We start from the raw sequence: 23,813 nt of genomic DNA on the forward strand, positions 1-23,813 counted from the left end.
GAACGAATCATACTGCTGCGTCATGGGCGTTTCCCTGTCGAATCCAATGTTGCCGATGATGTGTAGCCCGCCGAACCGGGCCCGAACCTCGTTCAGCGCAGCAGGCGCCCTTCGCGCAGCGTCCAGTAGGACGAAATATGGCTGGCGCGTTTGTCCGTGTTCCAGCCAGAGCAGATGCGCCCGATGTTTTTGATGGTGGTGCGTTCGGCGTGGGCAATGACCCCCAGACCATGCCCGGGAACCTGCAGGGTCTGCATGGTGTAGGGCAGCGCATCGCTGCGCCCGGCCGGGGATCCGTCGCGTGAGAGCCAGCGCAATTCAACTCCTGCCGGATGTTTCACGTCAAACATTGCGCCTTCATCGGCCACCTCCAGCAGTGCCACGCCCTCGGTGGTGTCCGGCAGGGCCTCAAGCACCTTGCTGATGGCCGGGATGCCGGCCTCGTCCGCGGCCAGCACGTAGTAGGGCGCGGTGAGGTTCACCGAATGCTTGCTGCGGGCCGGGGAGATGACCAGCGCCGCCCCCGGCTCCACCTGCCCGGCCCAGTGCCCGACCGTGCCCGGCTCGCCATGCACCACGAAGTCGATTGCCAGTTCGTCGACCACCGGGTCGACCCAGCGGATCGTGTAGGACTTGGAGCGCGGCACCTGCTCGCGCGGCAGCCGCTGACGCAACGCCTTAATGTCATAGGGCGGCACCAGGCCCAGCGCGGGATCGGCGACGAACACCTTGACGTACTCATCCAAGGCCCCATTGGAACGGTATCCGTCCAAGTCCGGTGCGCTGGCCACGATCCTGACCAGCTGGTCACTGAGGCGTTGTACCCGGGTGATGGTCAGTACGTGCTGCGTCACCTTGCCACGTGGGGCCTCGTGATAGCTGATGGGTGGCCGGTACTCGGCCAGCGGCTCCTCATAGGTCTGAGCGTAGGGGAGAGCCGGTGGCGCTTCCTGCGCGGCGGGAGCCGGAACCGCGGTCGGAAAAGCGGTTGGAACTGCGGCCGGGGGAGCGAGCGGTGCGGTGGGGGCCGCTGGTTCGGCACCGGCGCCGTGAAAGGAGGTCCGCACGGTCTTGTCCAGAACCTTGCGGGCCGCGCTCAGCGCTGCCGCGGCGCCCGCGCGTTCGGCCGCGGCCAGCAGTTCCTCGGCCTGCGGCCCGGTGAGTGCGGAGCCCGTGCCGATGCTTTGATACAGCATGGCCTTGGCGACGTCATGTCCGGCCTTGGCCCCGGCCTTCTCCGCTTGCCGAATCACGTCCAGCGTGATGCCGTCGCGGGCCGAAACCGTCACCTGGGGTCCGTACTTGTTGTACTTGTGGTGCTTTGACATGCTGTGCCCCTTAGCGCAGGTCCGGACGTTGCTTCCTAAGCCTTAGTTTGCGCGACTTTCCCGGTCTTTACAAGACGGTTTGCCCGTGAGCGGAACGGGCAAATCTCACATCCATTCCGTCCGATTTTCGGTGTCTGCACCCCGGCCATTCGATAACCGACCTGTTCGACAAACCCCTGGTCGGCTCACTAAAATTGGCCGCATGTCTGAAACCCTGCCGCCGTGCCCACAGTGCTCCAGCCCGTACACCTACGAACTTGACGCACTGTTGGTCTGCCCGGAGTGCGGCCACGAATGGAACGCCGAAACCGAGTCGGCCGAGCCGACCGAGCAGGTCATCAAGGATGCAGTTGGCAACGTCCTGCAGGACGGTGACACCGTCAGCATCACCAAGACCCTGAAGGTCAAGGGGGCGCAGGGCGCGCTGAAGGCTGGCACCAAGGTCCGCAACATCCGTCTGGTGGCCGGCAACGGTGACCACGACATCGCGGCCAAGGTTGACGGTTTCGGCCAGATGGAACTGAAGTCCTCGATCGTGAAGAAGATCTAGCGAGGGCTTCTTACCCGCACCCACGGTGCACCCGCGGCCCCCGCCGCGCAACCGTGACGTGCCTGAATCGCAACGCTCCCGTGCTGTGACACGGCGGAGGGCAAACCTAAGGTTAAGAGCACCACGCCCGAGGAATCTCTGAAAGGAGAATCATCATGTGGTCTCATCGGTTTGCCCGCCGGGGAATCCCGGCGCTCCTCAGCTTTTGCCTGGTGCTGAGCTCTTGCAGCGGTGGCACCGGCTCGGATCCGTCGGCCTCGCAGTTGCCGACGGCGAACGACATGACCTCCCCGGCCACCTCCACCCCGGCTACCTCGTCGCCGGCCACGACGGATACGCCCACCGGCACCAGCCCTTCCCAGCAGACGGCCGCGTTGACGCTGTTTTATGTCGCCGTCGGGGACGACGGGGTTGCCGGTCCCGAAATTGGCTGCGGTGACTCCATCATCGCCACCTACACCGGGGAGAAGACCTTCTCCGATCAGCTCGCAGCCGCGATGACGAGTCTGCTGGCCGACAAGCAGGACACCCACGGCGAATCCGGGCTGCGCAATGCGCTGTCCGCCTCGGACCTGACGTACGTGTCGGCGCAGGTTGCCGATGACACGGTCACCGTGGACCTGTCCGGCCTGGTCGTCTCCGGCGGGGTGTGCGATGACCCGCGCATTGTCGAGCAACTCAAATACACGGCCATGACGGCCGCCGGCACCGGTCGGGCGGAAATCAGGGTCAACGGAGTTGAGCTCGATGAGGTGTTGAGCCAGAAATAAGTACGGCGGCCCGCCTCCCCGGCAAGGGGGAGGCGGGCCGCCGCATGGTAGCCGTGTGGGCTTAGCCGAAGTACTTGGCCATGGTGCCCTCATGGGCCTGACGCAGTTCGTCCACCGTGGCGGTGAACTCGCCCTGGATCTCCAGGGCGTTGGACTGTGCATCAACGATGCCCAGACGGGCCACGGTCACGCCGCGGGCGCCGGTCATGTCGTTGAAGCGCACCTCTTCGCTGCGCGGCACGGCGACCAAGGCGCGGGCCTGGGACTCGGAGAACAGGGCCGTGAACGAGTCGATGCCGTCACGCTCCTTGATCTCATTCAGGGCCACCCGGGCACCGACACCGTAACGTAGCACCATCTCCGCCAGGGCCGCGGCCAGGCCGCCCTCGGACAGATCGTGTGCGGCGTCGATCATGCCATCGCGGCTGGCGTTGATCAAGATGGCGCCCAGTTCCTTCTCGGCAGCCAGGTCAACCTTTGGCGGGGTGCCGCCCAGGTGTCCGCGCAAGTTGGCGAACTCCGAACCGTCCAGCTCATCTTCGGTGGTACCGATCAGGTAGATGGCCTGACCATCGGCCTCGGCGCGCCACCCCGACGGGGTGCGGCGAGCCACATCGTCGAACTTGCCCAGGGTCGCCACCACCGGGGTCGGGTGGATGGCCTTGTTGCCGGTCTGGTTGTACAGCGAGACGTTGCCGCCGGTGACCGGAACACCAAGCTCCATGCAGGCATCGGACAGGCCGCGGATACCCTCGGCCAGCTGCCACATGACATCCGGATCCTCTGGGGAACCGTAGTTCAGGCAGTCCGAAACAGCCGCAGGGATCGCGCCGGAGGTGGCGACGTTGCGGTAGGATTCGGCCAGTGCCAGCTGGGCGCCGACGTATGGGTCCAGGTAGGTGTAGCGGCCGTTGGCATCGGTAGCGATGGCAACGCCCAGGCCGGTGGACTCGTCGATGCGGACCACGCCGGCATCATCCGGGGCGGCCAGCGCGGTGTTGCCGCCGACGTAGCGGTCGTACTGGTTGGTGATCCAGGACTTGTCGCACATGTTCGGGCTGGCAATCAGCTCCAAGGTGGCTGCTTTCAGCTCGTCGCCGGTCGCAGGCAGGTTCTTGCCGGCTTCCGAGGACTTGAAGGTGTCAGCCTGCAGCGCATCCTGCCATTGCGGGCGGGCGTACGGGCGGTCGTAGACCGGGCCGTCGTGGGCGACGGTCTTCGGATCCACGTCCACGATGACTTCGCCATCCCAGGTGATGATCAGGCGGTCGGTATCGGTGACCTCGCCCAGCCAGGAATACTCCACGTTCCACTTGGCCATGACAGCCTCGAACGCTTCAATGTTCTCCGGGGTGACTACGGCCATCATGCGTTCCTGGGACTCCGACATCAGGATTTCGCCCGGGGTCAGGGTGGAATCGCGCAGCAGCACGTTGGTCAGCTCTACCTGCATGCCGCCTTCGCCGTTGGAAGCCAGTTCGCTGGTTGCGCAGGAGATGCCTGCAGCGCCCAGATCCTGGATGCCCTCGACCAGCGAAGCCTTGAACAGCTCCAGGCAGCACTCGATGAGCACCTTCTCGGCGAACGGGTCGCCCACCTGCACCGCAGGGCGCTTGGAAGGCTTGGTGTCATCGAAGGACTCGCTGGCCAGCACCGACGCGCCGCCGATGCCATCGCCACCGGTGCGCGCACCGAAGAGCACTACCTTGTTGCCCACACCCGAGGCGTTGGCCAGGCGCAGATCCTCGTGGCGCAGTGCGCCCACGGCCAGTGCGTTGACCAGCGGGTTGCCCTGGTAGATCGGGTCGAAGACGGTTTCGCCGCCGATGTTCGGCAGGCCCAGCGAGTTGCCGTAGCCGCCGATGCCCGAGACCACGCCGTGCACGACGCGCTGCGAGTCCTCGTGGTCGATCGCGCCGAAACGCAGCGGATCCATCACGGCGATCGGGCGGGCGCCCATGGAGATGATGTCGCGCACGATGCCGCCGATGCCGGTGGCCGCACCCTGGTACGGCTCGACGTAGGAAGGCGAGTTGTGGGACTCGATCTTGAAGGTCACGGCCCAGCCGTCGCCCAGGTCGGTGACACCGGCGTTTTCGCCCATGCCGACCATCAGGTCCTTCTTCATTTCCGGGGTGACCTTCTGGCCGAACTGGCGCAGGTGGTTCTTGGTGGACTTGTACGAGCAGTGCTCGGACCACATGACCGAGTACATGGCCAATTCAGCGGCGGTCGGACGACGGCCCAGGATCTTGACGATCTCGGCGAACTCGTTGTCCTTCAGGCCCAGCTCTGCCCATGGCAGTTCTACATCCGGGGTGCCCGCTGCGTTATCGACGGTGTCGATATTGAATTCCTTAGTGGCTTCCTGGCTCACTTTTTGCCTCCAACAAGGTGGGTCAGAACGCTGGTGAAGAATGCCAGCCCGTCGGTGCCGCGGTGATCCGGGCCGAAGCCGGCCTCAATGGCGTGCTCCGGGTGCGGCATCAGGCCGACAACGTTGCCGGCCTTGTTGCTCACGCCGGCGATCGAGCGGCGCGAGCCGTTCGGGTTCCAGCCCACGTAGGAGAACGCGATGCGGTTTTCAGCTTCGAGCTCGTCCAGGACCTTCTCGTCGGCCACGTACTGGCCATCCTGGTTCTTCAGCACGATGGTGATTTCCTGGCCTGCTTCGAAGCCGTTGGTCCATGCGGTCTGGTTGTTCTCCACGCGCAGCAGCTGGTCGCGGCAGATGAACTTCAGGTGGTCGTTCTTGATCATCGATCCGGGCAGCAGGTGCGACTCGGTGAGGATCTGGAAACCGTTGCAGATGCCCAGCACGGGCAGCTTGGCATCGGAGTTCGCGGCATCTGCGATCTTCGCCATCATCGGTGCGAAGCGGGAGATCGCGCCGGCGCGCAGGTAATCGCCGTAGGAGAAGCCGCCGGGGATCACCACGGCGTCGACATCCTGCAGGTCGGTGTCGGCGTGCCACAGGGACACCGCTTCGGCACCGGCTGCGCGCACGGCGCGAGCGGCGTCGCGGTCATCGAGGGTGCCCGGGAAGGTCACCACGCCGATGCGCGCTCCGGAAAGTTCAGTGCTTGGCGTTGAATAGTCGCCAATCAGGGGAAGTTCGGTGCTCATTAGTCTTCGACTACCTCGACGTTGACGACATCTTCGATCACCGGGTTGGAAAGCAGGGTTTCTGCTGCCTCGCGCGCCTGGGCGAGGATTTCTTCGGTCACCTCGCCGTCCACGAACAGTTCAAAGCGCTTGCCCTGGCGGACAGCTTCGAAGGAGGTGAAGCCTAGGCGGGGAAGAGCTCCCGCGATGGCCTTGCCCTGAGGGTCAAGGATTTCTGGCTTGAGCATGACATCTACAACGATGCGGGGCATCCGGCATATCTCCTGTTGGCGAGGTTAAGTTAAATGCCACACGGAGATGCCGTCTCACACCAGGGGGGATTTGGCGCTCCGCGAGCTTGCCTTCATAGTCTACCCGTGAATGTGATGCGGAAAACGTGCCTGTGCGCGATAGCACCGATATCCCGTGCTTTAAGTCATGTGATCTTAGGCTCATGGGGCACGGGTTCGTCCTTGGCGCGTATGCTGAAACTGTGAAAAACACTAGTCAAACGATCTGCGCCTGCCGTGTTTTGGAAACCGGGGAGCTTTCCTACGAGAACTGCTGCAAGCCGTTTCATGACGGAAGAAAAGATGGTTCCCTGCTGCCATCCAGTGCAGAGGAGTTGATGCGCTCGCGCTACAGCGCTTTCGTGCTGGGATTGGCCGGGTATTTGCTGGCGACCTGGCATGAGAGCACGCGGCCTAAAGAACTGGAATTGGATCCGCAAATGCGCTGGACCGGGTTGGAAATCATTTCTACCCGCGCCGGCGGTGCGGCTGCTTCACGCGGAGTGGTGGAATTTGCTGCGCACTACCTCGATGGCCGCATTGACGCGCAACAGCACGAGGTCAGCACGTTCGTGAAGCAAGACGGCGCCTGGTACTACCTCGACGCACTTTAAGCGATTATCGCTTGCTGGCGGCCTGCAGCATGGTCAGCATCTGTTTCTGCTGGCGTTCGCGGGCGAGCTTGAACGCATCGGAGCCGGAATGGTCCTTCAGATTCGGGTTGGCCCCGTTGGTGATCAGCAATCGAGCAATGGTGATGGCATTGTTGGTGCCCTGGCCCAGAACGATGGTTTCGTGCAGGGCAGTCCATCCCAAGTCGTTGACGTAATCCACGGGAATATCGGTGCGCAGCAGGTGGCGTACTGCCTGAACCTGGCCATTCTCGCTCGCAACCGTCAGTGCGGTGCCGCCCATGCGGTTCACCGCGGTAATGTCCGCCCCGCCGTCAATGAAAAGCTTCAAGGTTGCCACCTGGCCATTGGCGCTCGCCCGCAGGAATGCCGACTCGTAGAAGTCATCCTTCACATCTGGATCAGCACCCGCTTCGAAAAGCTCCTTGGCGATTGCAGGATTCTTCTTGATGACCGCACGCATCAGCGCGGTGCGGCCGGACTCGTCTTTCGCGCTGAGATCGGCACCGTTTTTGATGGCAGCCTTGACGCCCTTTGGCTTGCCGGCATTCACCGCAGCGAAGAGCTGTGCGGTGGCCTTGGACATGGGAGCCGCTGAGCTGGGCAGCGCCTTGAGGGAAGCACCGGTTTTAGCGCCGGTGGCGAGAGGCGAAAGCGAGGTTTCAGAGCTTTTCGGCGTTTCAGCAACGCTGGAGGTTTTAGCAGCTGTACTGCTGGGCGCCTTGGTTGGAGCGATGGTGCTGGGCTGGGAAGAAGCAGATTGCTGACCGCGGGAGCTGGCTGGCGAATTGCCGAGGCTGGGGGTGGCCTTCGGCGGTGAGATGCTGGACGAAGTGGCAGGAACCGGATCGGATACAGCTTCTTGGGCTTGGGGCGAGGACGGCGCGCAACCAGTGCAGGCGCCGATCGCTGCAGCGAGGGGAAGCGCAATCAATGCAATGCCGCGGCGTTGCGCGGATAGCCCGGAATGTAGTGCCATCTGTCCTTTCGCGGTTCAACTAACCATTCCCAGAATGGGGTCAGCCGTTCGGGGTTTTGCTCTATAAGATTTGATCACTCGTGAGCCTATCGGCCAAAGCTGAAAATTTGCGGTCAATAGGCAGCGAGTGTCCTCGGTGCTGGGTTCCAGTGGATCTTCGCTAAAATCATAAGTACCATGGAATGCCTTTACTTTTCTGCCTCCCGCTGCCGCTCATGCACCCTGATGACGGTGCCCTATGCCCAGCAACTGCAATCAAAGGTCGAGGATTGCAAGCGACTGCTCGCAGATTTTCCGGACCTGGAATTTCTTCCCGCCCAAGCCAGCAGCGAACAAGGCTTCCGCAATAAGGCCAAAATGGTCATTTCCGGAACCACCGACAAGCCGACCATCGGCATCTTGGATGCGGAGGGCCGCGGCATCGATCTGCGCAACTGCGGTGTGGTTGCAGACCAGCTGCGTGCCGTGTTCCCGCTCATTGAGCGATTCATCCATGAGCTCAAGCTCATTCCCTACGACGTTCCCAAGCGCAAGGGCGAACTCAAGCATGTGATTCTCACCGTTTCGGACACCGGCTCGGTGATGGTCCGCTGGGTGCTGCGCACCAAAAAGCACTTTGTTGCACTGCGCGATTCACTGCCGCAGTTCCTTGAACAGCTTCCACGCCACAGCGTGGTGTCGGTGAACTTCCTGCCAGAGCACAAGGCGGTGCTTGAAGGCGAGGAAGAAATAATCCTTACCCGCCGCACGACTTTGGAATTCGGTTTGAACGGCGTACCGATGCATTTGCGTCCGCAGGGATTTTTCCAAACCAATAGCGAGGTCGCGGCGGCCCTGTACCGGCAAGCCCGCCAATGGATCAATGATGCCAACCCGGAAAGCGTGTGGGACCTGTACAGCGGGGTGGGTGGTTTCGCATTGCATTGCGCAGCCGAGGACCGCACCGTGTACGGCATCGAAACCAGTACAGAAGCTGTAGAAGCGGCAGAGACCAGCGCTAAAGCCATGGAACTTGATGACATTCACTTCAAAGCCCAGGATGCAACAGAATTTGCACTGGGTGCCGGTTGGGCACCAGAAGCAGTCATCGTGAATCCTCCACGCCGTGGAATCACGGCCGACTTGTCCACGTGGCTCAACGGTTCCGATGTCCAGCAGATCATCTACTCCAGCTGCAACGCCAAGTCCCTTGCCCGGGATCTGGAACGTCTTGAGAACTACACTCCGACGCTGGCCCGGGTGATGGACATGTTCCCGCAGACCAACCACTACGAGGTCATCGTGAAGCTGGAACGCAAGGCCGCCTAGCGGTCCAAGGTCGCGGTGCGCCGGTCAAGGCGTCCGACGATCTCGTCCACCAAATGCGGATCGACGTTCGGTTCGCGACGGGCCTTGAGAAGCTCGTCGCGAGCTGCTTCCAAGGCGATGGCCTGGATGGAATCAGCCTTGGCGATGACGGCGCGAACCTGGGTGTACTTCTCATCGGAAATAGCATCGTGCGGATCCGGGTCCTTGGCCAAGATGGTGTGAAGCGAATTCATTCTGCGGCGCACTGCCTGCTGGTAGTTTTCGGGAAGTTCTTGCAGGTCAAGATTCTTTTTTAATGCTGAGAGCGCAACAGCTTCAGCACGCCGTGCCAAATTCCGCTTGGCACGCTTGGTGTCTTGCTCGTTATTGCGCAATTTCAGCACGCGCATCAAGGAGGGCAAGGTCAGGCCTGGCACTACCAAGGTGCACAGCAAGACCGTGCAAGCTGCCGCAACGATGAAGTTGCGCCCTTCGATGGGCGAGCCGTCGGCTGTGACCTTAGGCAACGCCAAAGCCAGAGCCAAGGTAGCCAACCCGCGCATGCCGCACCACGTAAGCACCAAGGCATCCTTACGTGCAGGAATTTTCGGGTTCTTCCGATTGGGCAGGTAGTAAGTGCCCAGCATCCACAATGCGCGTACAGCGATGACCACAAAACAGATGGCAGCGATGCCTGGAATGAAGCCAATCAGGTTTCTGCCTTCTTCCTGGATGACCTGGTTCATTTCGATGCCCATCAACCCGAAGGCCAAACCCGTTGCGAGCAGTTCCAGCACTTCCCAGAAGGATTGGCGGGTCAGCCGTTCGGCAGAGTCCTGGGGACGGTCGCGCCTTACCATTTCCAATGCTGTCACCACTACAGCAATCACACCGGAAGTATGCAACTCTTCAGCGATCACGTAGACCGCATACGGGGCTACCAAGGTGGCGGCGCAACGCGCAGCCAAGTTAGGTACGAAACGGTTCAGGGCACCAATAGCCCATCCCATTGCCAGACCGAGCGCTACAGCTCCGGCAGCTCCGATGAGGAATTGTGGAATGATTTCCAGTCCAACCTGGGTCTTGTCCACGGTTGCCTGTACTGCAAGCTGGAAGAGCACGATTGCCATGGCATCGTTGAAAAGGCCTTCCGTTTCCAGCAACGAGGTTAAACGCCGCGGCATCTTGACCTTCGTAGCGATCGCATCCACGGCAACCGGGTCAGGTGGAGCAACGACTGCGCCAAGAGCCAGAGCCAGTGGAATTGAAGCAATCGGGGAGAACGCCAACGCCGTCGCAGCGACAGTGCCTGCAGTCACCACAATGAGCACTACTGCCAAGCGAATCAGTGCTTTCCAACGGAAGCGGAACACCGACCAGCTGCTTCGCTGAGCTGTAGCGAAAAGCAACGGAGGCAAGAAGATCGGCAAGATCAGATCAGGCTCGATATGCATTTTGGGCATGAATGGCAAGAAGCCCGCCAGCGTCGCAAAGATCAGCATGAGGATCGGATAGGGCAGCTTGATCCGTTCTCCGATGCCGACAATCAGAATGGTGGCGAAAAGTAGCGCGATAACCAGCAGGAAAAACTCCATAGTCAAACTATTCTAATTTCTTCGCGCGTATTTTCGCATCTATTGCCTCATGAATTTACGGATCCAAGCAGAAACGAGGCGCTTTCCCAACGCTCAATGGCGCAACCATTGTGCCGAGAAAAATTGGCATTCACCGGATCGCCATGCAAAGTTCCCTCGATTTCCGCCCGTTGCGGACCCCCATAAATTTCCGTACAGGCTTGCTGGGGATCAATTTCTTCAGTAGTCACGCTGGGATCAAGTGCCAATTGCAAGCAAGCTTTGGAAGCATCGGGCAAGGTACTGGCATCAGTGGATTGCTCGCCATCGCATTCCAATAAATACTGCTGCGAAATTTCGCTGCCATCAGCGCGAATGGTGATGTCCAAGCGGGTTTGCGATCCAACCGTGGTGCTCGTGGAGCAAGAAGCCAAGCACAAGCCCAGGGAGCTGGCCCCGATACAGGCCAAAACCAGACGAAAACTCCGAGTAGTACCCATGGCTCCATCGTGGCCTCGACCCGGTGGTCAGGTCTAGTCTTCTCGGGGGATTGGGAGGCTATTGGCAATTTCCAGTAGCGACAAGCGCAATGAATCGGCACGTGCGGCAAACTCTTTTTGCATTCGCACGTACGTAGCCTTGCCCTCGGGGGTTTCAATGCGAATCGGATCATGACCCCAATCGGCCAAGTCATAGGGGGAAGCTTGCATATCCATGGTGCGGATATCCCATGCGAGTTCGAAGCAGTCCATGACTAATTCACTGGGTACCGCCGGAGACAGCTTGTAAGCCCATTTATACAGATCCATATTGGCGTGCAAGCAAGCAGGCTGCTCGAGATCGCGCTGGGTTTCCCGGGTTGGTTGCACTTCATTCAGGTCGATGGCCTGGGGAGTGTAGAAGCGGAAAGCATCAAAGTGGGTGCACCTGATCTTATGCGTTTCAACTACTTCGTCGGTGCCTTGCGCCCCCAGGCGCAAGGGCAGATATTCATGGCGGATGCCGTTGGCTTCTGACTTGTAGGCCATGGCCCACTCGTGAAGCCCGAAGCAGGAGAAATTGCCTGGGCGTTGCGCGGTGCCGGCCAGGATGATGCGAGCGAATTCAATAGCCCGAGCCCGGGCCTGGCCGAAAGCTTGTGCATCAAATTCGTATCCGGGACCGCTGGATGTCTGGACGCTGCGATAGAACTTCCAAGTTCCACGCTCCCGAGCCTCGTGGCCAACTAGTACCACGGCCATCCCCGGATGCCAGCGGTAGAGCTGTCCCGGTTTTTGCGTGTAGTAGGTGAAAAGGAAGTCCTCGATAGGGTGCTTCTTGCCCTTCATGCGCCGATCCACGAATGGCTCGCCAAAGGCCCTCGCGCGCGTTTCATGCTCAACAGCACGAGGCGTCCACTGCGAGGGGTCCAAAATGGTGGCGGTTAGGGGCATACTTCTCATTATTCAATTCATGGGCCGGTGAAACCAGTTTGGTACGCCAACTCACACTTCTTGCGATGGAGCTAAGCGATGGAAAATCTACCACTGTGGGAACCGCCAATGAGCGGTACGGAAGCGCAGCACCTGTTTGGAATGCTCGACAGGCTGCGCACCACCTTCCGGTACAAGGCAGACAAGCTGGACATCGGCCAGCTGGCAACCAAGCTGCCCAGCAGCCAGCTGAGCCTAGGTGGATTGCTACAGCACCTGGCTCTTGTTGAAGATGAGAAATTCACCTATTTCATCGCGCGGCAGCGCCCCGAGGTACTCCTCGCGCTCACTGCCGACGGGCGTGAGCATTTCGACGTGGATTTGAACGACGACCCGGAAATCCTTTATCAGCGCTACGACGAGGCTGTGGCCAAGAGCCGGAAAATCCAGCAATCACTCATCGAGGAAGGGGCTCTGGATACGGACTCGGGGTTGGAGTTCGACGGCAAGCATGTGTCGGTTCGCAGAATCATCTGCGACCTGGTCGAAGAGTACGGCCGGCATGCAGGGCATGCAGATCTCTTGCGCGAGGCAGTTGACGGGCGAGTGGGCGAAGATGCGCCGTTGGACTATCTTCCCGCGTGGTATCGGGAGTAGGGCCTGGACTGCATAAATTCCCTTCTGCCGAGGCAGTTTCCAGGAGCCTGAAATCTTGGTGGGTAATGAGCCGGCGCCAGCGCGATTTATGGATGAAGCCTGAAAGCTGCGGGGCAAAGCTAGCCCCTGCGAATACTATGGGGCCATGACGCTCAACCGCTCCAGCCAGCTACCCGCATCTGCACCTGTCGTCTTCGACTGGTTCTCCCGACCTGGTGCCATTCAGCGGCTCTTGCCGCCGTGGCTTCCGCTGAAAGTCATGGAGGAAGCGACCTCGCTGAAGGATGGAACAGCCGTTTTGGGTCTTCCCGGCGGATTGCTGTGGAATGCCAAGCACCAGCCCGAAGGTTTCTCGGAGAACCGCAGCTTCGTCGACCAGCTCGAACCCGAAGGGCTGCGCGGCATTCCTGCGCGCGTGGTGCGGTGGCGGCACGAGCATTACTTCGAGCCCGCTGGCCCGGAGTCCACCACCGTGCGCGACTGCATCGAGTCGAATATGCCCGGCCGGCAGATCGAATCCATGCTCGCCTACCGGCATCGCCAGTTGGCGAACGACTTTGCCGCCCACAACCGTGCGGCGCAGTCCGGGCTGGAACCGCTGGTGATCGCCGTAACCGGTTCAAGCGGACTGGTCGGCCAGGCCTTATGCGCCTTCTTGTCCACCGGAGGGCACCAGGTCATTAAGCTCGTGCGGCACGCGCCGCACACGGCAAGCGAACGGCGCTGGGATCCCGCAGATCCCGACAAAGACCTGCTGGAGGGGTGCGATGCAGTCATCCACTTGGCTGGGGCCAGCATCTTCGGACGGTTCAGCCAGGCCCATCGCCACGCGATTGAGTCCAGTAGGATCGAGCCCACCCGCTCCCTCGCCCTTCTCGCGGCACGTTCAGGTGTCCGCACCTTCATCAGTTCCTCGGCCATCGGGTTCTATGGCGCCTCAGCCGGACCGGACCCGCTGGATGAGTCCGATTCCGCGCCGGCCAGCAACCAGGACTTCCTCTCTGGCGTCGTGCAGCGCTGGGAGCAAGCCGCCCGGGAAGGCAGCGGTTCAATGCGCCGGGTGCAGATCCGTACCGGTGTCGTGCTGAGCCCCAAGGGCGGCATGCTCGCTGTTCTGCGCCCGATATTCACCGCAGGCCTGGGTGGGCCTTTGGGCGGGGGACAGCAGATGCTTTCGTGGATCGGGCTTGATGACCTGCTGGACATCTACCATCGCGCGCTATGGGATTCGCAATTGGCTGGCCCTGTCAATGCGGTTGCACCGCAGCCGGTCAGCAACGCCGAATTCACCCGTGCCTTGGCCCGCGCAGTGCGGCGCCCCGCAGTAATTCCAGTTCCCGATGCGGCCCCGAAATTGGTGCTTGGCGCCCAAGGCTCCCAACTGCTGGCCATGGCCGACCAGCGGATCGTCCCGCGCAAGTTGCTCGATGGCGGCCACCAATTCCGAAATGAGCGGATTGAGCTCGCGTTAGCTCATAGCCTTGGCGCCAGCTAGCTGCTGGAGCCCCGCCATGCTGCGGGGATTCCAGCGCGGGACTGCTGCACGGGAACCGGGCGCGAGCACCCGGGTGCCGGCGCGTTGGAGATAAGCTGGCAGGGGGATTATCATTAGCCTGGCTAGATAATAGCTAATCTAGGTAAATGTTGCATCTGCCGGCTCTGGGAGGAATTTGCCCATGCTGGCATTTGTTCCAGGAGAAAGTGTGGAAGATCCCGATGGGAAACATGTCGGTAGCCCCGTTTGATGCAATCTTGCTTATGTCCTTTGGCGGACCGGAGAAGCCAGCTGATGTCCTTCCTTTCCTGCAGAACGTTACCCGGGGACGAGGGATTCCCGTTGAGCGTCTCGAAGAGGTGGGCGAGCACTACTACATGTTCGGCGGAAAGTCCCCGATCAACGAGCAAAACCAGGCCTTGGTGCGGGCCTTGCGCGATGAATTCGCGGCCCGCGGTATCGATACGCCGTTGCTCTGGGGCAACCGGAATTGGCAACCGTATCTCGCTGAGGTAGTTGGTAACCATGCGCGCATGCACGGCTCGCGCAGGTTCCTGGCCATTGACACTTCGGCATACTCCTCGTATTCCTCCTGCCGGCAATACCGGGAGGATTTTGCAGGTGCCGTGGCCGCACTGGAAGAACAAGGCATCGAGGTGGTGATCGATAAAGTGCGCCAGTACTATAACCACCCGGGATTCGCCCAGGCACAGCTGGATTGCCTCCGGAGAGGGCTGGGTGAGTTCAAGCAGCTTGTCGGCGGTCTGGACCGCAGTCGCCATAAGATCCTATTCGTAACTCATTCGATTCCGACTTCGATGCAGAAATCATCGGAGAAGTTCACCGTTGGCTACCAGGGACAGCATGAAGAGCTCATGAAGTGGCTTAGCGCGGAATTAGATGGAGAAGAGCAACTAGACGCCGAGCTGGTGTTCTGCTCCCGTTCCGGATCTGCGCACACTCCTTGGCTGGAACCGGATATCAATGACCGCATGCGCGAGCTTTCGGATTCCGGAACCGAAGCGGTACTGGTAGTCCCGATCGGCTTCGTCTCTGATCACATGGAGGTGAAATTCGATTTGGACACCGAAGCTGCACAGACGGCGCGTGAGTTGGGGATGGGGTTTCTCCGTGCCGACAGCGTCGGCATTTCGCCGTCCTTTGTCAGCGGCTTGGTCGATCTGGTTGTGGAACGGGCAGCTCAAGTGCGTGCAGAGGAGCCGGAGCAGAGAACCATTTCCGGCAGCAAAGCGCTGGGCCCGGGCAGTGGTGCCTGCTCGCTGAATTGCTGCGAAGGCGCCAGGAGTAAAAATACGGTTCCGAACTGGAACGTCGACAAGCCGGCAAGCTAGGCCGGCAGTTGCTGGCTGGCCATCGCCGACTGCTGGCGAGCCCCCGGAACTGCAACGGTAGCCGCTGGGCACCGGAATCCGGGTGATGGTGCCGCGGGCTGCGGAACGGCGGGCATTCCGGAGCCTTGATGATTGATTTCTTCTGGATCGAGCCTGGCGTCGCTGTCTTTGTGCGGTCCGCGAACCCTTGGGCGCCTGAGCAAGAAGCCAGCTAGGTGCTCTCAGCGTCAAAGGGAGGCGGGCCGGAACGCGCTGGCAGTGGCGATGCACGAGGCGGCGTGGGCTTTCTCGAAGTGGCAGAATCCACGAGAAGCCGAGCTGGCTGATCGGATGCCGGACGCGGGGTTTCCGGTGAGCCTCCATCAGTATCCAACTCAAGGTGCCGGGCCCAGCTTAAACACCGGACTCCGCGCTACCCGAATCGAGAAATCCGGGTGGCGCGGAGCCAGGCTGACGACGGACCATCGGTCCTAGGGGCGTTAGCCCATGTGGATGACACCGAGGAGCATGCCTGAAGCAAGCATGACCAAGGAGACCACCAACGCACGCCACAGCACCTTCTTGTGGTGATCGCCCAAGTCCACACGAGAGAGCGACACCAGCAACAAGATGGCCGGAACGAGCGGAGACTGCATGTGCACCGGCTGTCCGGTGATGGAGGCGCGCGCCATATCCACCGCTGGAACACCGAAGTGCGCGCCGGCTTCGGCGAGAACTGGCAAGACACCGAAATAGAAGGCATCGTTGCTCATGAGGAAGGTGGCCGGGATGGAGATCAGCCCGGTGAGCACCGCCATGTACGGGCCCATGGAGGTCGGGATGACATCCACAAGCCACTGGCTCATCGCATCGACCATGCCGGTGCCGGAAAGTACGCCGGTCAAAACCGCTGCACCGAGCACCATGGAGACCACGGCGATGATTTCGCTGGAATGCGCGGCAATCATCTTCACCTGGTCGGAGACCTTGGGGAAGTTGACGACCAAGGCGATCGCCGTGCCGACCATGAACAGGTAGGACAGCGGCATGACATCGACCACCAGCAGCACCATGATGGCGACAGTCAACGCAAGGTTGAAGTAGAAAGTTTTGGGACGCAGGGTCTCGCGATCCGGATCCAGCACGGTGCCGTCCATGGTGGAGAACTCGGTGCCATCGCCCTTGCGGGCTACGGATTCCAGAACTGCCAGGTTGCCCCCGGCAGGGGAGGTGCCGCCCGGAGCCTTGCCTCCGGTTGGGGCGGCTACGTTGCCGCCGCCGAGCTCGGTGCCCCAGATTTCCGGACGCTCGCGCTGCAGGCGACGGCGCTCGGAAACACCCATCTGCCATGCGAATAGGGCAATGACGACGAGGGCAATACCCAGCGAAGGCAGCATCGGCACGAAAATTTCCGAAGCGTCCACACCCAGTGCCGCGGCGGCGCGGGCCGTTGGGCCGCCCCAGGGAACGATGTTCAGAGTGCCGTTGGTGAGGCCGGCGACACAGGTCAGGACCACTGGGCTCATGCCCAGGCGCTGGTAGATCGGCAGCATGGCGGCGGTGACCACGATGAAGGTGGTGGAACCATCGCCATCCAGGGAGATGACCGCGGTGAGCAGCGAGGTGCCCATGACGACCTTGGCCGGGTCGTTGCCAACCAGTTTCTGGATGCCGGAGACCAGGCGGTCGAACAGGCCGACATCGATCATGATGCCGAAGTACATGATCGCGAACATCAGCAGGGCCGCGGTGCCGGACATGTCCTTGACTGCGTCTATGACCATATCGCCCAGGCCGAATCCGGCACCGGCGAACAAGCCGAAGATGGTCGGTACCAGAATCAATGCCAGCAGGGGCGTCATGCGCTTTGTCATGATCAGCACCATGAAGGTGGCGACCATGAGGAATCCGAGTGCAACAAGCATTGACCCGACCTCCATTTCAGTGTGAGTGAGTCCTTTGGCCCCGCAAGCCGGGCGAGGCACTAATCCAAGGTACGTGGCGGTGCTCACGTTGCGCGTCTTGTGCTTATTGTTGAACGGTTAAGTTCTTTGCCATCTTTTTGCTCATTAAACTCACGAGTGCGGAAAAGATGGGTTTATGCTGGGTGGCATGTTCCGTTCTGGCGCCGGTACCCGGCATTTCGCCTCCCGCATCATGCGACTGCAATTCCTGGTCGTAGGTGTCTTGATTGTCCTGGTTACCGCAGGAACGCTTTTCGCCAGCTATGACCGGGTGTATTCGAAAGCGGAAGACACTTCGCTGACCATCGCCCGCACCGTGGCGGTACTGCCGGAAGTCGTTGAGCAGGTTTCACGCTATGCCCAGCAGGACAAGCTGGATCCGCAAGCGCTCGCCGAGGGGGGAGCTGCAACGTCTCGCTGACGCTGTCATCGGGCAGGAGCAAGCCTATTTCGTGGTGATTACCGAAGACCGCGGACTGCGCTTGAGCCATCCGAACCCGGAAGAACTGGGCAAGATGGTATCCACCGACCCGGTCGCCTTGGAAGGTATCGAAGCGGTCTCGCGGGAACACGGAACTCTTGGGGAATCAGTCCGCGCCAAGGTCCCGATCTACAGCAACGCGGGCGCCGTTGTCGGTGAAGTTTCCGTGGGCGTGACCACTGACTCCTTGACCGGGGCACTGCTTGGATCCTTCGCCTGGATCGTATTGTTCGCGGCGCTCTCCGCGGCCCTGGCGGTGTTCGCCGGACGAGTGACCGTACGCCGCTTGAAACGCCAGACATTAGGACTGGAACCGAACGAAATCGCCCAGCTAGTCAGGGATCAGCAGGCAGTGCTCTACGGCGTCACCGAAGGGGTCATGGGCATTGGCGCAGACAAGCGGATTACCGTGCGCAACAAGGCCGCCAGGCAGTTGCTGGGGCTGCCGCACCGCACCGAATTGGAAGACGTGGTGGGCCGCCACTTCGAATCCGCTGGCTTGGATCACCGGCTGGTCAAGGCGATCAAGGAATGCGACCCGGCACCTGTCCGTTTCAGTGCAAATGGCCACTCGCTCATTGCCCGCGTGACCAAGGTCGACCGTGATGGGGTGGATCTCGGGCTGGTCGTGCTGCTGCATGATGTCACCACCTTGGAAGCGCTGGGTACCAAGCTCGACGCGGTCCAGGACATGGCCGACGCGCTGCGCGCGCAACGCCATGAATTCGCCAACCGCATGCATGCGGTCCTCGGGCTGATCAACCTGGGCAAGATTGAACAGGCTGAAGACTACCTGCGCGAGGTGACGGAAGCCGGGCCGAAGATCGCCCAGGTTCCAGGGCTGGAGGCCATCCATGACGCTTACCTCGCGGCATTCATTTCGGCGAAAGCGGTGCGCGCCCACGAGCAGGGCATCGAGCTGCGGGTGTCTGGGCAGTCCATGCTTTTCGGCCATATTGCCTCGGCGCACGATGCCCAGGATGCCACTGCAGTTCTGGGCAATCTACTGGATAACGCCTTCACCGCGGCTCTTCGCACGGATGCAGAACCCTGGGTGGAAATAGACTTGCTGTCCGAGGGGAACACCTTGCACATTGCCGTGGCAGATTCAGGACCTGGCATCACCACTGACGAGGATATCTTCGCGCGGGACGTCAGTACCGGATCCCACCTGGGCAATGAGCATGGACAAGGCGTAGGGCTGCCGCTGATCAAACGGCTGGCCCAAGCCCGCAGCGGGGATGTCTGGATCGCTGACCGCGGCTCGGGCGGAGCCGGGGCAGTTATTGCAGCCAGGCTTCCCGCCGTGCTGGTAGAGCCAGCCATTTCAGAGAACGACCACAGTGAAGGAGCGCAACTTTGAACGAGAACAGCAGCGGAAACTATCGGGTGCTGATCGTTGACGACGACTTCCGGGTCGGTGAACTGCATGCGGACATGGTCAATGCCATCCCCGGGTTCCATGCTTTGGAACCTGTGCAGGATCCGCGCGTGATCCCCAAACTGGTGCAGAGCTTGAAACCCGATTTGGTCCTGCTGGACCTCTACCTGCCGCATGTGAGTGGAATCGAGCTTCTCAGAGAACTCGATGTCGATGCGATCATGATCTCCGCGGCGATCGAACCGAAGAACATCGATAAGGCGCTGCGCTCAGGCGCGCTGGCCTTCATCATCAAGCCTTTCGACGCCAAGACCTTGGCTTCCAAGCTCAAAGGCTGGGCGCGCTACCGCCGCCAATTGGCAGGGACCGGGGAATTCAACCAGCAGGGCGTAGACAGGTTGTACCGGTCGCTCCAAGGTGGAGAGGAAACCAATGCGTCAGTGGGTGCCGCCCCGACCGAACAAGCAGTGCTTTCATGCGTGAAAGAATCTGCCGAACCGATGAGCGTTGCCGAAGTTGCAGAAGCCGTCGGTGTTGCCCGTGCGACAGCACAACGCTATTTGGCAGCACTCGTGGCCAACGAATCCTTGGAGCTGCAGCTTGGATACGGAACCCGCGGCCGACCTGAGCATCGGTACGTGGCGAGTTAGCGCGATGGCATCCTACGTGGCGTCCCAGACCCCGCGGTAGAACGCGATTTTCCGTTCATCCGGTTCGGTGCAGTAGCCGGCGTAGACGTACTGTTCGAAACCAGGCCCGTAGTTCCACTCGGTGCTCCACGCGGCAATTGCCAGATCTGCCCAGCGGTCTGCGAGTCCCAGCTTGCCCATATCCACATGCGCGCTCAAAGCATGGTCGTCGGTGATGATCGTGTTTGGCAAGCACGCATCGCCATGGCACACCACAAGATCCAGTTCCGGGGCCTCGGCGAGCAATTCAGCCCGCTGCCCAGCTGGAAGGTGATGAATACGGGATTCCAGGTCCCAGTCGAAAGGGCATGCTCCAACGGGCAAAGCATCGTGCATTTGCCGCAGTCCCTGGCCGACAGCGCGGGCTGAGCGTGCAGGGTCGCTTTTGCCCAGGCTGCTGGCTGCACTGTGCCCGTGCAATGCAGCGGTGACGAGCAGCTGGCCGTCAGCGTGGTCCTCGCAGGAGAGTACTTCCGGGACCCGAATGAATTCTCCTGCCCAGCTCATGCGCTGGGCTTCAGCCGTCAGATCGCACTCTTCTTCGGGAGGGCATCCCGGCGACCACTTGGCGAAGCGCGTCCGCTCGCCATTTCCGATGCGGTAAGTGACTCCGCCAAGAGCGTTCTGCCATATACCCTCGATTTCTTCAGGACCAGCTGCAGCGCGCACCGCCGGGGGAATAGGATGATCCGCCGGTGGCGGGCCGGAAATCACTCGTGTTGAACCCATTTTCCAAGTCTGCCAGCATTCGGCGTTTCGGTGGCGGGCTGGATGAATCCAAAGCGGCTTGAAAATTCACGCAGGTGTGCTCGCTCGTTCATAGCCATTGGATTGCCGTTGCCAACGACACGCATGACTAGTATTTCGCGTCGCAAATTGCTCACCGGTACGCTCGGTGCAAGCGCCCTAACCCTGGTCGGGCCGACTGGAGCAGCGCTGGCATCCAGCAGCCCCCGTCTAGTGCGTTCCCGACTTGGCCTGACCAGCGGGTTTTCCATGGGTGATGTCTCCACCAGCAATGCCGTGTTCTGGGCCCGCAGCTCCGGCGAGGGCCGCTTGCGTGCTCAACTGCGCGCGGTAGACGAAACTGGAAATATCATCCGGGGCCGCGGATCATTCGCCAAGACTTTGCGCGGCGCCTACGCCCGCGAGACCACCGACTTCACTGCAAAGATCAATGCCCAGCATCTGCCTGCCGGGACGCGCTTCGCCGTCAGTATCGGCTTCGAAGACGAAAACGGAACCCTGGGCGAGATGCAGAACGGCTGGTTCAGCACCGCACCTGCACTGACCGGTCGCCGCAATCAAGATGCCTCCCGGGCCCAGAGCTTTGTCTGGTCCGGCGATACGGCTGGCCAGGGCTGGGGCATCAATGAAGAAATCGGCAGAATGCGCGCCTACGCGGCCATGCATGCGACAAAGCCGGATTTCTTCGTGCACAGCGGCGACACGATATATGCCGACGGCCCGATTGCCGGGGAGGTCATGGAACCTGACGGCCAGATTTGGCGCAACCTGGTCACCGAAGAAGTCTCCAAGGTGGCCGAAACCCTGGACGAGTACCGCGGCCGGCACCGCTACAACCTGATGGACCACAACGTGCGGGCCATGTATGCCGAAGTTCCGGTGATTGCCCAGTGGGATGACCACGAAACCCACAACAACTGGTGGCCAGGCGAGGTTATCCAAGATGAGCGCTACACCGTGCGCGATATCAACACATTGGCTGCTCGCGGCCGCCAGGCCTGGCAGGAATACCAGCCGATCGCCGACCCGCGCGCCATGAACGGCGGCACCGGATTCGAGGCTGCCCGCATCTACCGCAAAATCTCCCGAGGCCCGGTACTGGACCTCTTCGCGCTGGACATGCGCAGCTACAAGTCGGAGAACACCGCCGGAATGGAAGAGAAGGCCACCGCGATCCTCGGCGAGGAACAGCTGAACTGGCTGGTGGACGGGCTGGCCAAGTCCAAGGCCACCTGGAAGGTCATCCTCAACGATCTGCCGCTGGGCATCATTGTTCCCGATGGCAAGGCCCAGGAATCCATTTCCAATGCAGACCACGGCGCACCACTAGGCCGCGAACTGGAACTGGCGCGATTGCTCAAGGCCATCAAGGATCGCGGCATCAAGAATGTGGTCTTCCTGACTGCCGACGTGCACTACTGCGCGGCCCACCACTATTCGCCAGAGCGCGCCGCCTTCCGCGAGTTCAACGAGTTCTGGGAATTCGTGGCCGGCCCGGTCAACGCCGGTTCCTTCGGGCCAAATGAAATGGATGGCACCTTCGGCCCGAAGGTCGAGTTCTCCAAGGCCGGTACCACCAACCAGTCGCCTCGCGATGGCAAGGGGCAGTTCTTCGGCCATGTTGATTTGGACGAGCAGGATCTGTTCACCGTGACTTTGCGCAACGGGCTGGGCGAAACCGTCTACACCAAGACGCTGGAACCTGCCAAGTAGCTGATTAAGCGAAGAACGCCTGCGGAACTGAAAAATTCCGCAGGCGTTCTTCGCTATGTCTTGCTGCCGGCTAGCGGCCGGTGCCGCCGTAGACGGTGGCTTCCACATCGGTATCCAGATCAAACGCGGTGTGGATGGCGCGCACTGCGTCGTTGAGCTTGTCAGCGTCGGTGACCACGGAGATGCGGATCTCGGAAGTGGAAATCATGTCCACGTTAACGCCTGCGCGGTGCAGCGCTTCGAAGAAGGTGAAGGACACCCCTGGGTTCGAGCGCATGCCAGCGCCGATCAGCGAGAGCTTGCCAACCTCGTCGTTATGCTCGATATCCTCGAAGCCAATTTCCGGCTTGGCGGTGTTCAGCGCTTCAAGCACATGCTTGGTTTCGGTCATCGGCAGCGTGAAGGAGATGTCGGTGGCACCCGAACCGCGGGTCGAGATGTTCTGCACGATCATGTCGATGTTGGCCTGCGCCGCGGCGATGACACCGAAGATCTGTGCTGCCTTGCCCGGGATATCAGGCACGCCAATGATGGTGACTTTGGCTTCGGAGTGGTCGTGGGCGACACCTGAGATGATTGGCTGTTCCAAGGGTTCTCCCTCTTGAATTTTGATTTTGTCTTCGGGATCCGGGAGCACCCAGGTGCCCTCGTTGGTGCTGAATGAAGAGCGCACATGCAGTGGCACGCCGAAACGGCGGGCGTATTCCACACAACGCAGATGCAAGATCTTTGAGCCACTGGCGGCCATTTCCAGCATTTCTTCGCTGGTGATCGTCTCGATCTTTTTGGCCGAGTGCACTACGCGCGGATCAGCGGTGTAGATGCCGTCCACGTCGGTGTAGATTTCGCAGACATCGGCGCCTAGGGCTGCGGCCAGCGCCACTGCGGTGGTGTCAGAGCCGCCACGACCCATGGTGGTGATGTTTTTGGATTCCTTGCTCATGCCCTGGAAACCGGCGACGATCGCGATGAAGCCGCGGTCGATGGCACGGCGTACCCGCTGCGGCGAGACCTCCATGATGCGTGCCTTGCCATGGGTGGAATCGGTGATCAAACCGGCCTGCGAGCCGGTGAAAGAAGCAGCTTGCTCACCGAACTGGTTGATTGCCATCGCAAGCAACGACATCGAGATGCGTTCACCAGCGGAGAGCAGCATGTCCATCTCGCGTGCTGGAGCTTCATCAGTGAGCTGGCCAGCCAGATCGAGCAGGTCATCGGTGGTATCGCCCATTGCCGAAACAACGACGACGACGTCATGGCCCTTGGATTTAGTATCAATAATTCGACGCGCTACACGCTTGATGCCTTCGGCATCTGAAACGGAAGAACCGCCAAATTTTTGAACAATTAGGCCCATGGGCACTCACTCCACCTGTTGAAAGCTGTGCCTCGCCGCCGGTGGTTTTTTAAAGAACTTGGGCGCGAGAC

The 23,813-nt window shown here is 60.9% G+C and carries 22 protein-coding genes; 11 read left to right on the forward strand and 11 right to left on the reverse strand.

Features of this window, described 5'->3' with window-relative positions; all coding sequences use genetic code 11:
• Positions 1–92 precede the first annotated feature (92 nt).
• On the reverse strand, positions 93–1,328 hold the full coding sequence (locus AARI_RS18375; RefSeq protein WP_013347679.1) for a siderophore-interacting protein: 1,236 nt from the start codon (positions 1,326–1,328) through the stop codon (positions 93–95).
• Between the two features lie 202 nt (positions 1,329–1,530).
• Between AARI_RS18375 and AARI_RS01865 the strand changes: the two genes are divergently transcribed.
• Together AARI_RS01865 and AARI_RS01870 are read left to right on the forward strand one after the other, a co-directional pair.
• The gene (locus tag AARI_RS01865; RefSeq protein ID WP_013347680.1) at positions 1,531–1,878 is read left to right on the forward strand and encodes a zinc ribbon domain-containing protein YjdM; all 348 of its coding nucleotides are present in this window, start codon (positions 1,531–1,533) and stop codon (positions 1,876–1,878) included.
• Positions 1,879–2,033: 155 nt separating this feature from the next.
• A complete protein-coding gene (locus tag AARI_RS01870) occupies positions 2,034–2,648 on the forward strand; it encodes a GerMN domain-containing protein (protein WP_013347681.1) in 615 nt (204 codons plus the stop codon).
• 61 nt (positions 2,649–2,709) lie between these two features.
• Here AARI_RS01870 and purL read toward each other — a convergent pair whose 3' ends face one another.
• The 3 genes from purL to purS are packed head-to-tail and all read right to left on the reverse strand — an operon-like array spanning position 2,710 to position 6,025.
• Complete coding sequence (gene purL, locus AARI_RS01875) at positions 2,710–5,025, reverse strand: phosphoribosylformylglycinamidine synthase subunit PurL (protein ID WP_013347682.1); 2,316 nt, start codon at positions 5,023–5,025, stop codon at positions 2,710–2,712.
• Complete coding sequence (purQ, locus tag AARI_RS01880) at positions 5,022–5,774, reverse strand: phosphoribosylformylglycinamidine synthase subunit PurQ (RefSeq protein WP_013347683.1); 753 nt, start codon at positions 5,772–5,774, stop codon at positions 5,022–5,024. Before purQ ends, purL begins: the two co-directional genes overlap by 4 nt.
• Positions 5,774–6,025: a phosphoribosylformylglycinamidine synthase subunit PurS gene (gene purS / locus AARI_RS01885; RefSeq protein ID WP_013347684.1), complete on the reverse strand. Its 252-nt coding sequence runs from the start codon at positions 6,023–6,025 to the stop codon at positions 5,774–5,776. The genes purQ and purS overlap by 1 nt, the downstream gene beginning before the upstream one ends.
• Positions 6,026–6,246: 221 nt before the next feature.
• On the opposite strand from purS, the gene AARI_RS01890 reads away from it, so the two are divergent.
• Complete coding sequence (locus AARI_RS01890; RefSeq protein ID WP_231849424.1) at positions 6,247–6,657, forward strand: YchJ family protein; 411 nt, start codon at positions 6,247–6,249, stop codon at positions 6,655–6,657.
• A 4-nt stretch (positions 6,658–6,661) separates the two neighbouring features.
• Here the strand turns inward: AARI_RS01890 and AARI_RS19075 are convergent, their stop codons facing one another.
• A complete protein-coding gene (locus AARI_RS19075; RefSeq protein WP_013347686.1) occupies positions 6,662–7,654 on the reverse strand; it encodes an ankyrin repeat domain-containing protein in 993 nt (330 codons plus the stop codon).
• Between the two features lie 177 nt (positions 7,655–7,831).
• On the opposite strand from AARI_RS19075, the gene AARI_RS01900 reads away from it, so the two are divergent.
• A complete protein-coding gene (locus AARI_RS01900) occupies positions 7,832–8,962 on the forward strand; it encodes a methyltransferase domain-containing protein (RefSeq protein ID WP_013347687.1) in 1,131 nt (376 codons plus the stop codon).
• On the opposite strand, the gene AARI_RS01905 is transcribed toward AARI_RS01900, so the two are convergent.
• From AARI_RS01905 to AARI_RS01915, 3 genes are all read right to left on the reverse strand, one after another.
• On the reverse strand, positions 8,959–10,536 hold the full coding sequence (locus tag AARI_RS01905) for a cation:proton antiporter (RefSeq protein WP_013347688.1): 1,578 nt from the start codon (positions 10,534–10,536) through the stop codon (positions 8,959–8,961). The two genes, AARI_RS01900 and AARI_RS01905, sit on opposite strands and share 4 nt — an antisense overlap.
• Positions 10,537–10,583: 47 nt before the next feature.
• Positions 10,584–10,904 (reverse strand): hypothetical protein, encoded by a 321-nt coding sequence (locus tag AARI_RS01910; protein WP_049862532.1) that lies wholly within the window; start codon positions 10,902–10,904, stop codon positions 10,584–10,586.
• A 144-nt stretch (positions 10,905–11,048) separates the two neighbouring features.
• Positions 11,049–11,948 carry a hypothetical protein gene (locus AARI_RS01915; protein ID WP_013347690.1) on the reverse strand — a complete coding sequence of 300 codons (900 nt, stop codon included), beginning with the start codon at positions 11,946–11,948 and terminating at the stop codon, positions 11,049–11,051.
• A gap of 78 nt (positions 11,949–12,026) precedes the next feature.
• On the opposite strand from AARI_RS01915, the gene AARI_RS01920 reads away from it, so the two are divergent.
• From AARI_RS01920 to AARI_RS01930, 3 genes are all read left to right on the forward strand, one after another.
• Positions 12,027–12,584 (forward strand): mycothiol transferase, encoded by a 558-nt coding sequence (locus AARI_RS01920; RefSeq protein ID WP_013347691.1) that lies wholly within the window; start codon positions 12,027–12,029, stop codon positions 12,582–12,584.
• A gap of 145 nt (positions 12,585–12,729) precedes the next feature.
• Complete coding sequence (locus AARI_RS01925; protein ID WP_013347692.1) at positions 12,730–14,079, forward strand: TIGR01777 family oxidoreductase; 1,350 nt, start codon at positions 12,730–12,732, stop codon at positions 14,077–14,079.
• A 221-nt stretch (positions 14,080–14,300) separates the two neighbouring features.
• Complete coding sequence (locus tag AARI_RS01930; protein WP_013347693.1) at positions 14,301–15,431, forward strand: ferrochelatase; 1,131 nt, start codon at positions 14,301–14,303, stop codon at positions 15,429–15,431.
• Between the two features lie 479 nt (positions 15,432–15,910).
• On the opposite strand, the gene AARI_RS01935 is transcribed toward AARI_RS01930, so the two are convergent.
• Positions 15,911–17,335 carry a CitMHS family transporter gene (locus tag AARI_RS01935; protein WP_013347695.1) on the reverse strand — a complete coding sequence of 475 codons (1,425 nt, stop codon included), beginning with the start codon at positions 17,333–17,335 and terminating at the stop codon, positions 15,911–15,913.
• A gap of 175 nt (positions 17,336–17,510) precedes the next feature.
• Between AARI_RS01935 and AARI_RS19080 the strand changes: the two genes are divergently transcribed.
• From AARI_RS19080 to AARI_RS01945, 3 genes are read left to right on the forward strand one after another with little or no spacing between them, the layout of a single operon-like run.
• Positions 17,511–17,795, forward strand: coding sequence for a hypothetical protein (locus AARI_RS19080; protein WP_049862533.1), 285 nt, complete (start codon positions 17,511–17,513; stop codon positions 17,793–17,795).
• Positions 17,731–19,218 carry a sensor histidine kinase gene (locus AARI_RS01940; RefSeq protein WP_081461071.1) on the forward strand — a complete coding sequence of 496 codons (1,488 nt, stop codon included), beginning with the start codon at positions 17,731–17,733 and terminating at the stop codon, positions 19,216–19,218. Before AARI_RS19080 ends, AARI_RS01940 begins: the two co-directional genes overlap by 65 nt.
• The gene (locus tag AARI_RS01945; RefSeq protein WP_013347696.1) at positions 19,215–19,886 is read left to right on the forward strand and encodes a response regulator; all 672 of its coding nucleotides are present in this window, start codon (positions 19,215–19,217) and stop codon (positions 19,884–19,886) included. The genes AARI_RS01940 and AARI_RS01945 overlap by 4 nt, the downstream gene beginning before the upstream one ends.
• 12 nt (positions 19,887–19,898) lie before the next feature.
• On the opposite strand, the gene AARI_RS01950 is transcribed toward AARI_RS01945, so the two are convergent.
• Entirely contained in the window at positions 19,899–20,654 is a 756-nt protein-coding gene (locus AARI_RS01950) for an aminoglycoside 3'-phosphotransferase (RefSeq protein WP_041648329.1), read from the reverse strand.
• A gap of 123 nt (positions 20,655–20,777) precedes the next feature.
• Here AARI_RS01950 and AARI_RS01955 point away from each other — a divergent pair, with 123 nt between their 5' ends.
• On the forward strand, positions 20,778–22,385 hold the full coding sequence (locus AARI_RS01955) for an alkaline phosphatase D family protein (protein WP_013347698.1): 1,608 nt from the start codon (positions 20,778–20,780) through the stop codon (positions 22,383–22,385).
• Between the two features lie 70 nt (positions 22,386–22,455).
• Here the strand turns inward: AARI_RS01955 and AARI_RS01960 are convergent, their stop codons facing one another.
• On the reverse strand, positions 22,456–23,742 hold the full coding sequence (locus AARI_RS01960) for an aspartate kinase (RefSeq protein WP_013347699.1): 1,287 nt from the start codon (positions 23,740–23,742) through the stop codon (positions 22,456–22,458).
• Between the last annotated feature and the right edge of the window lie 71 nt (positions 23,743–23,813).

It is taken from the genome of Glutamicibacter arilaitensis Re117 (assembly GCF_000197735.1).
Classification (GTDB): Bacteria; Actinomycetota; Actinomycetes; order Actinomycetales; family Micrococcaceae; genus Glutamicibacter; species Glutamicibacter arilaitensis.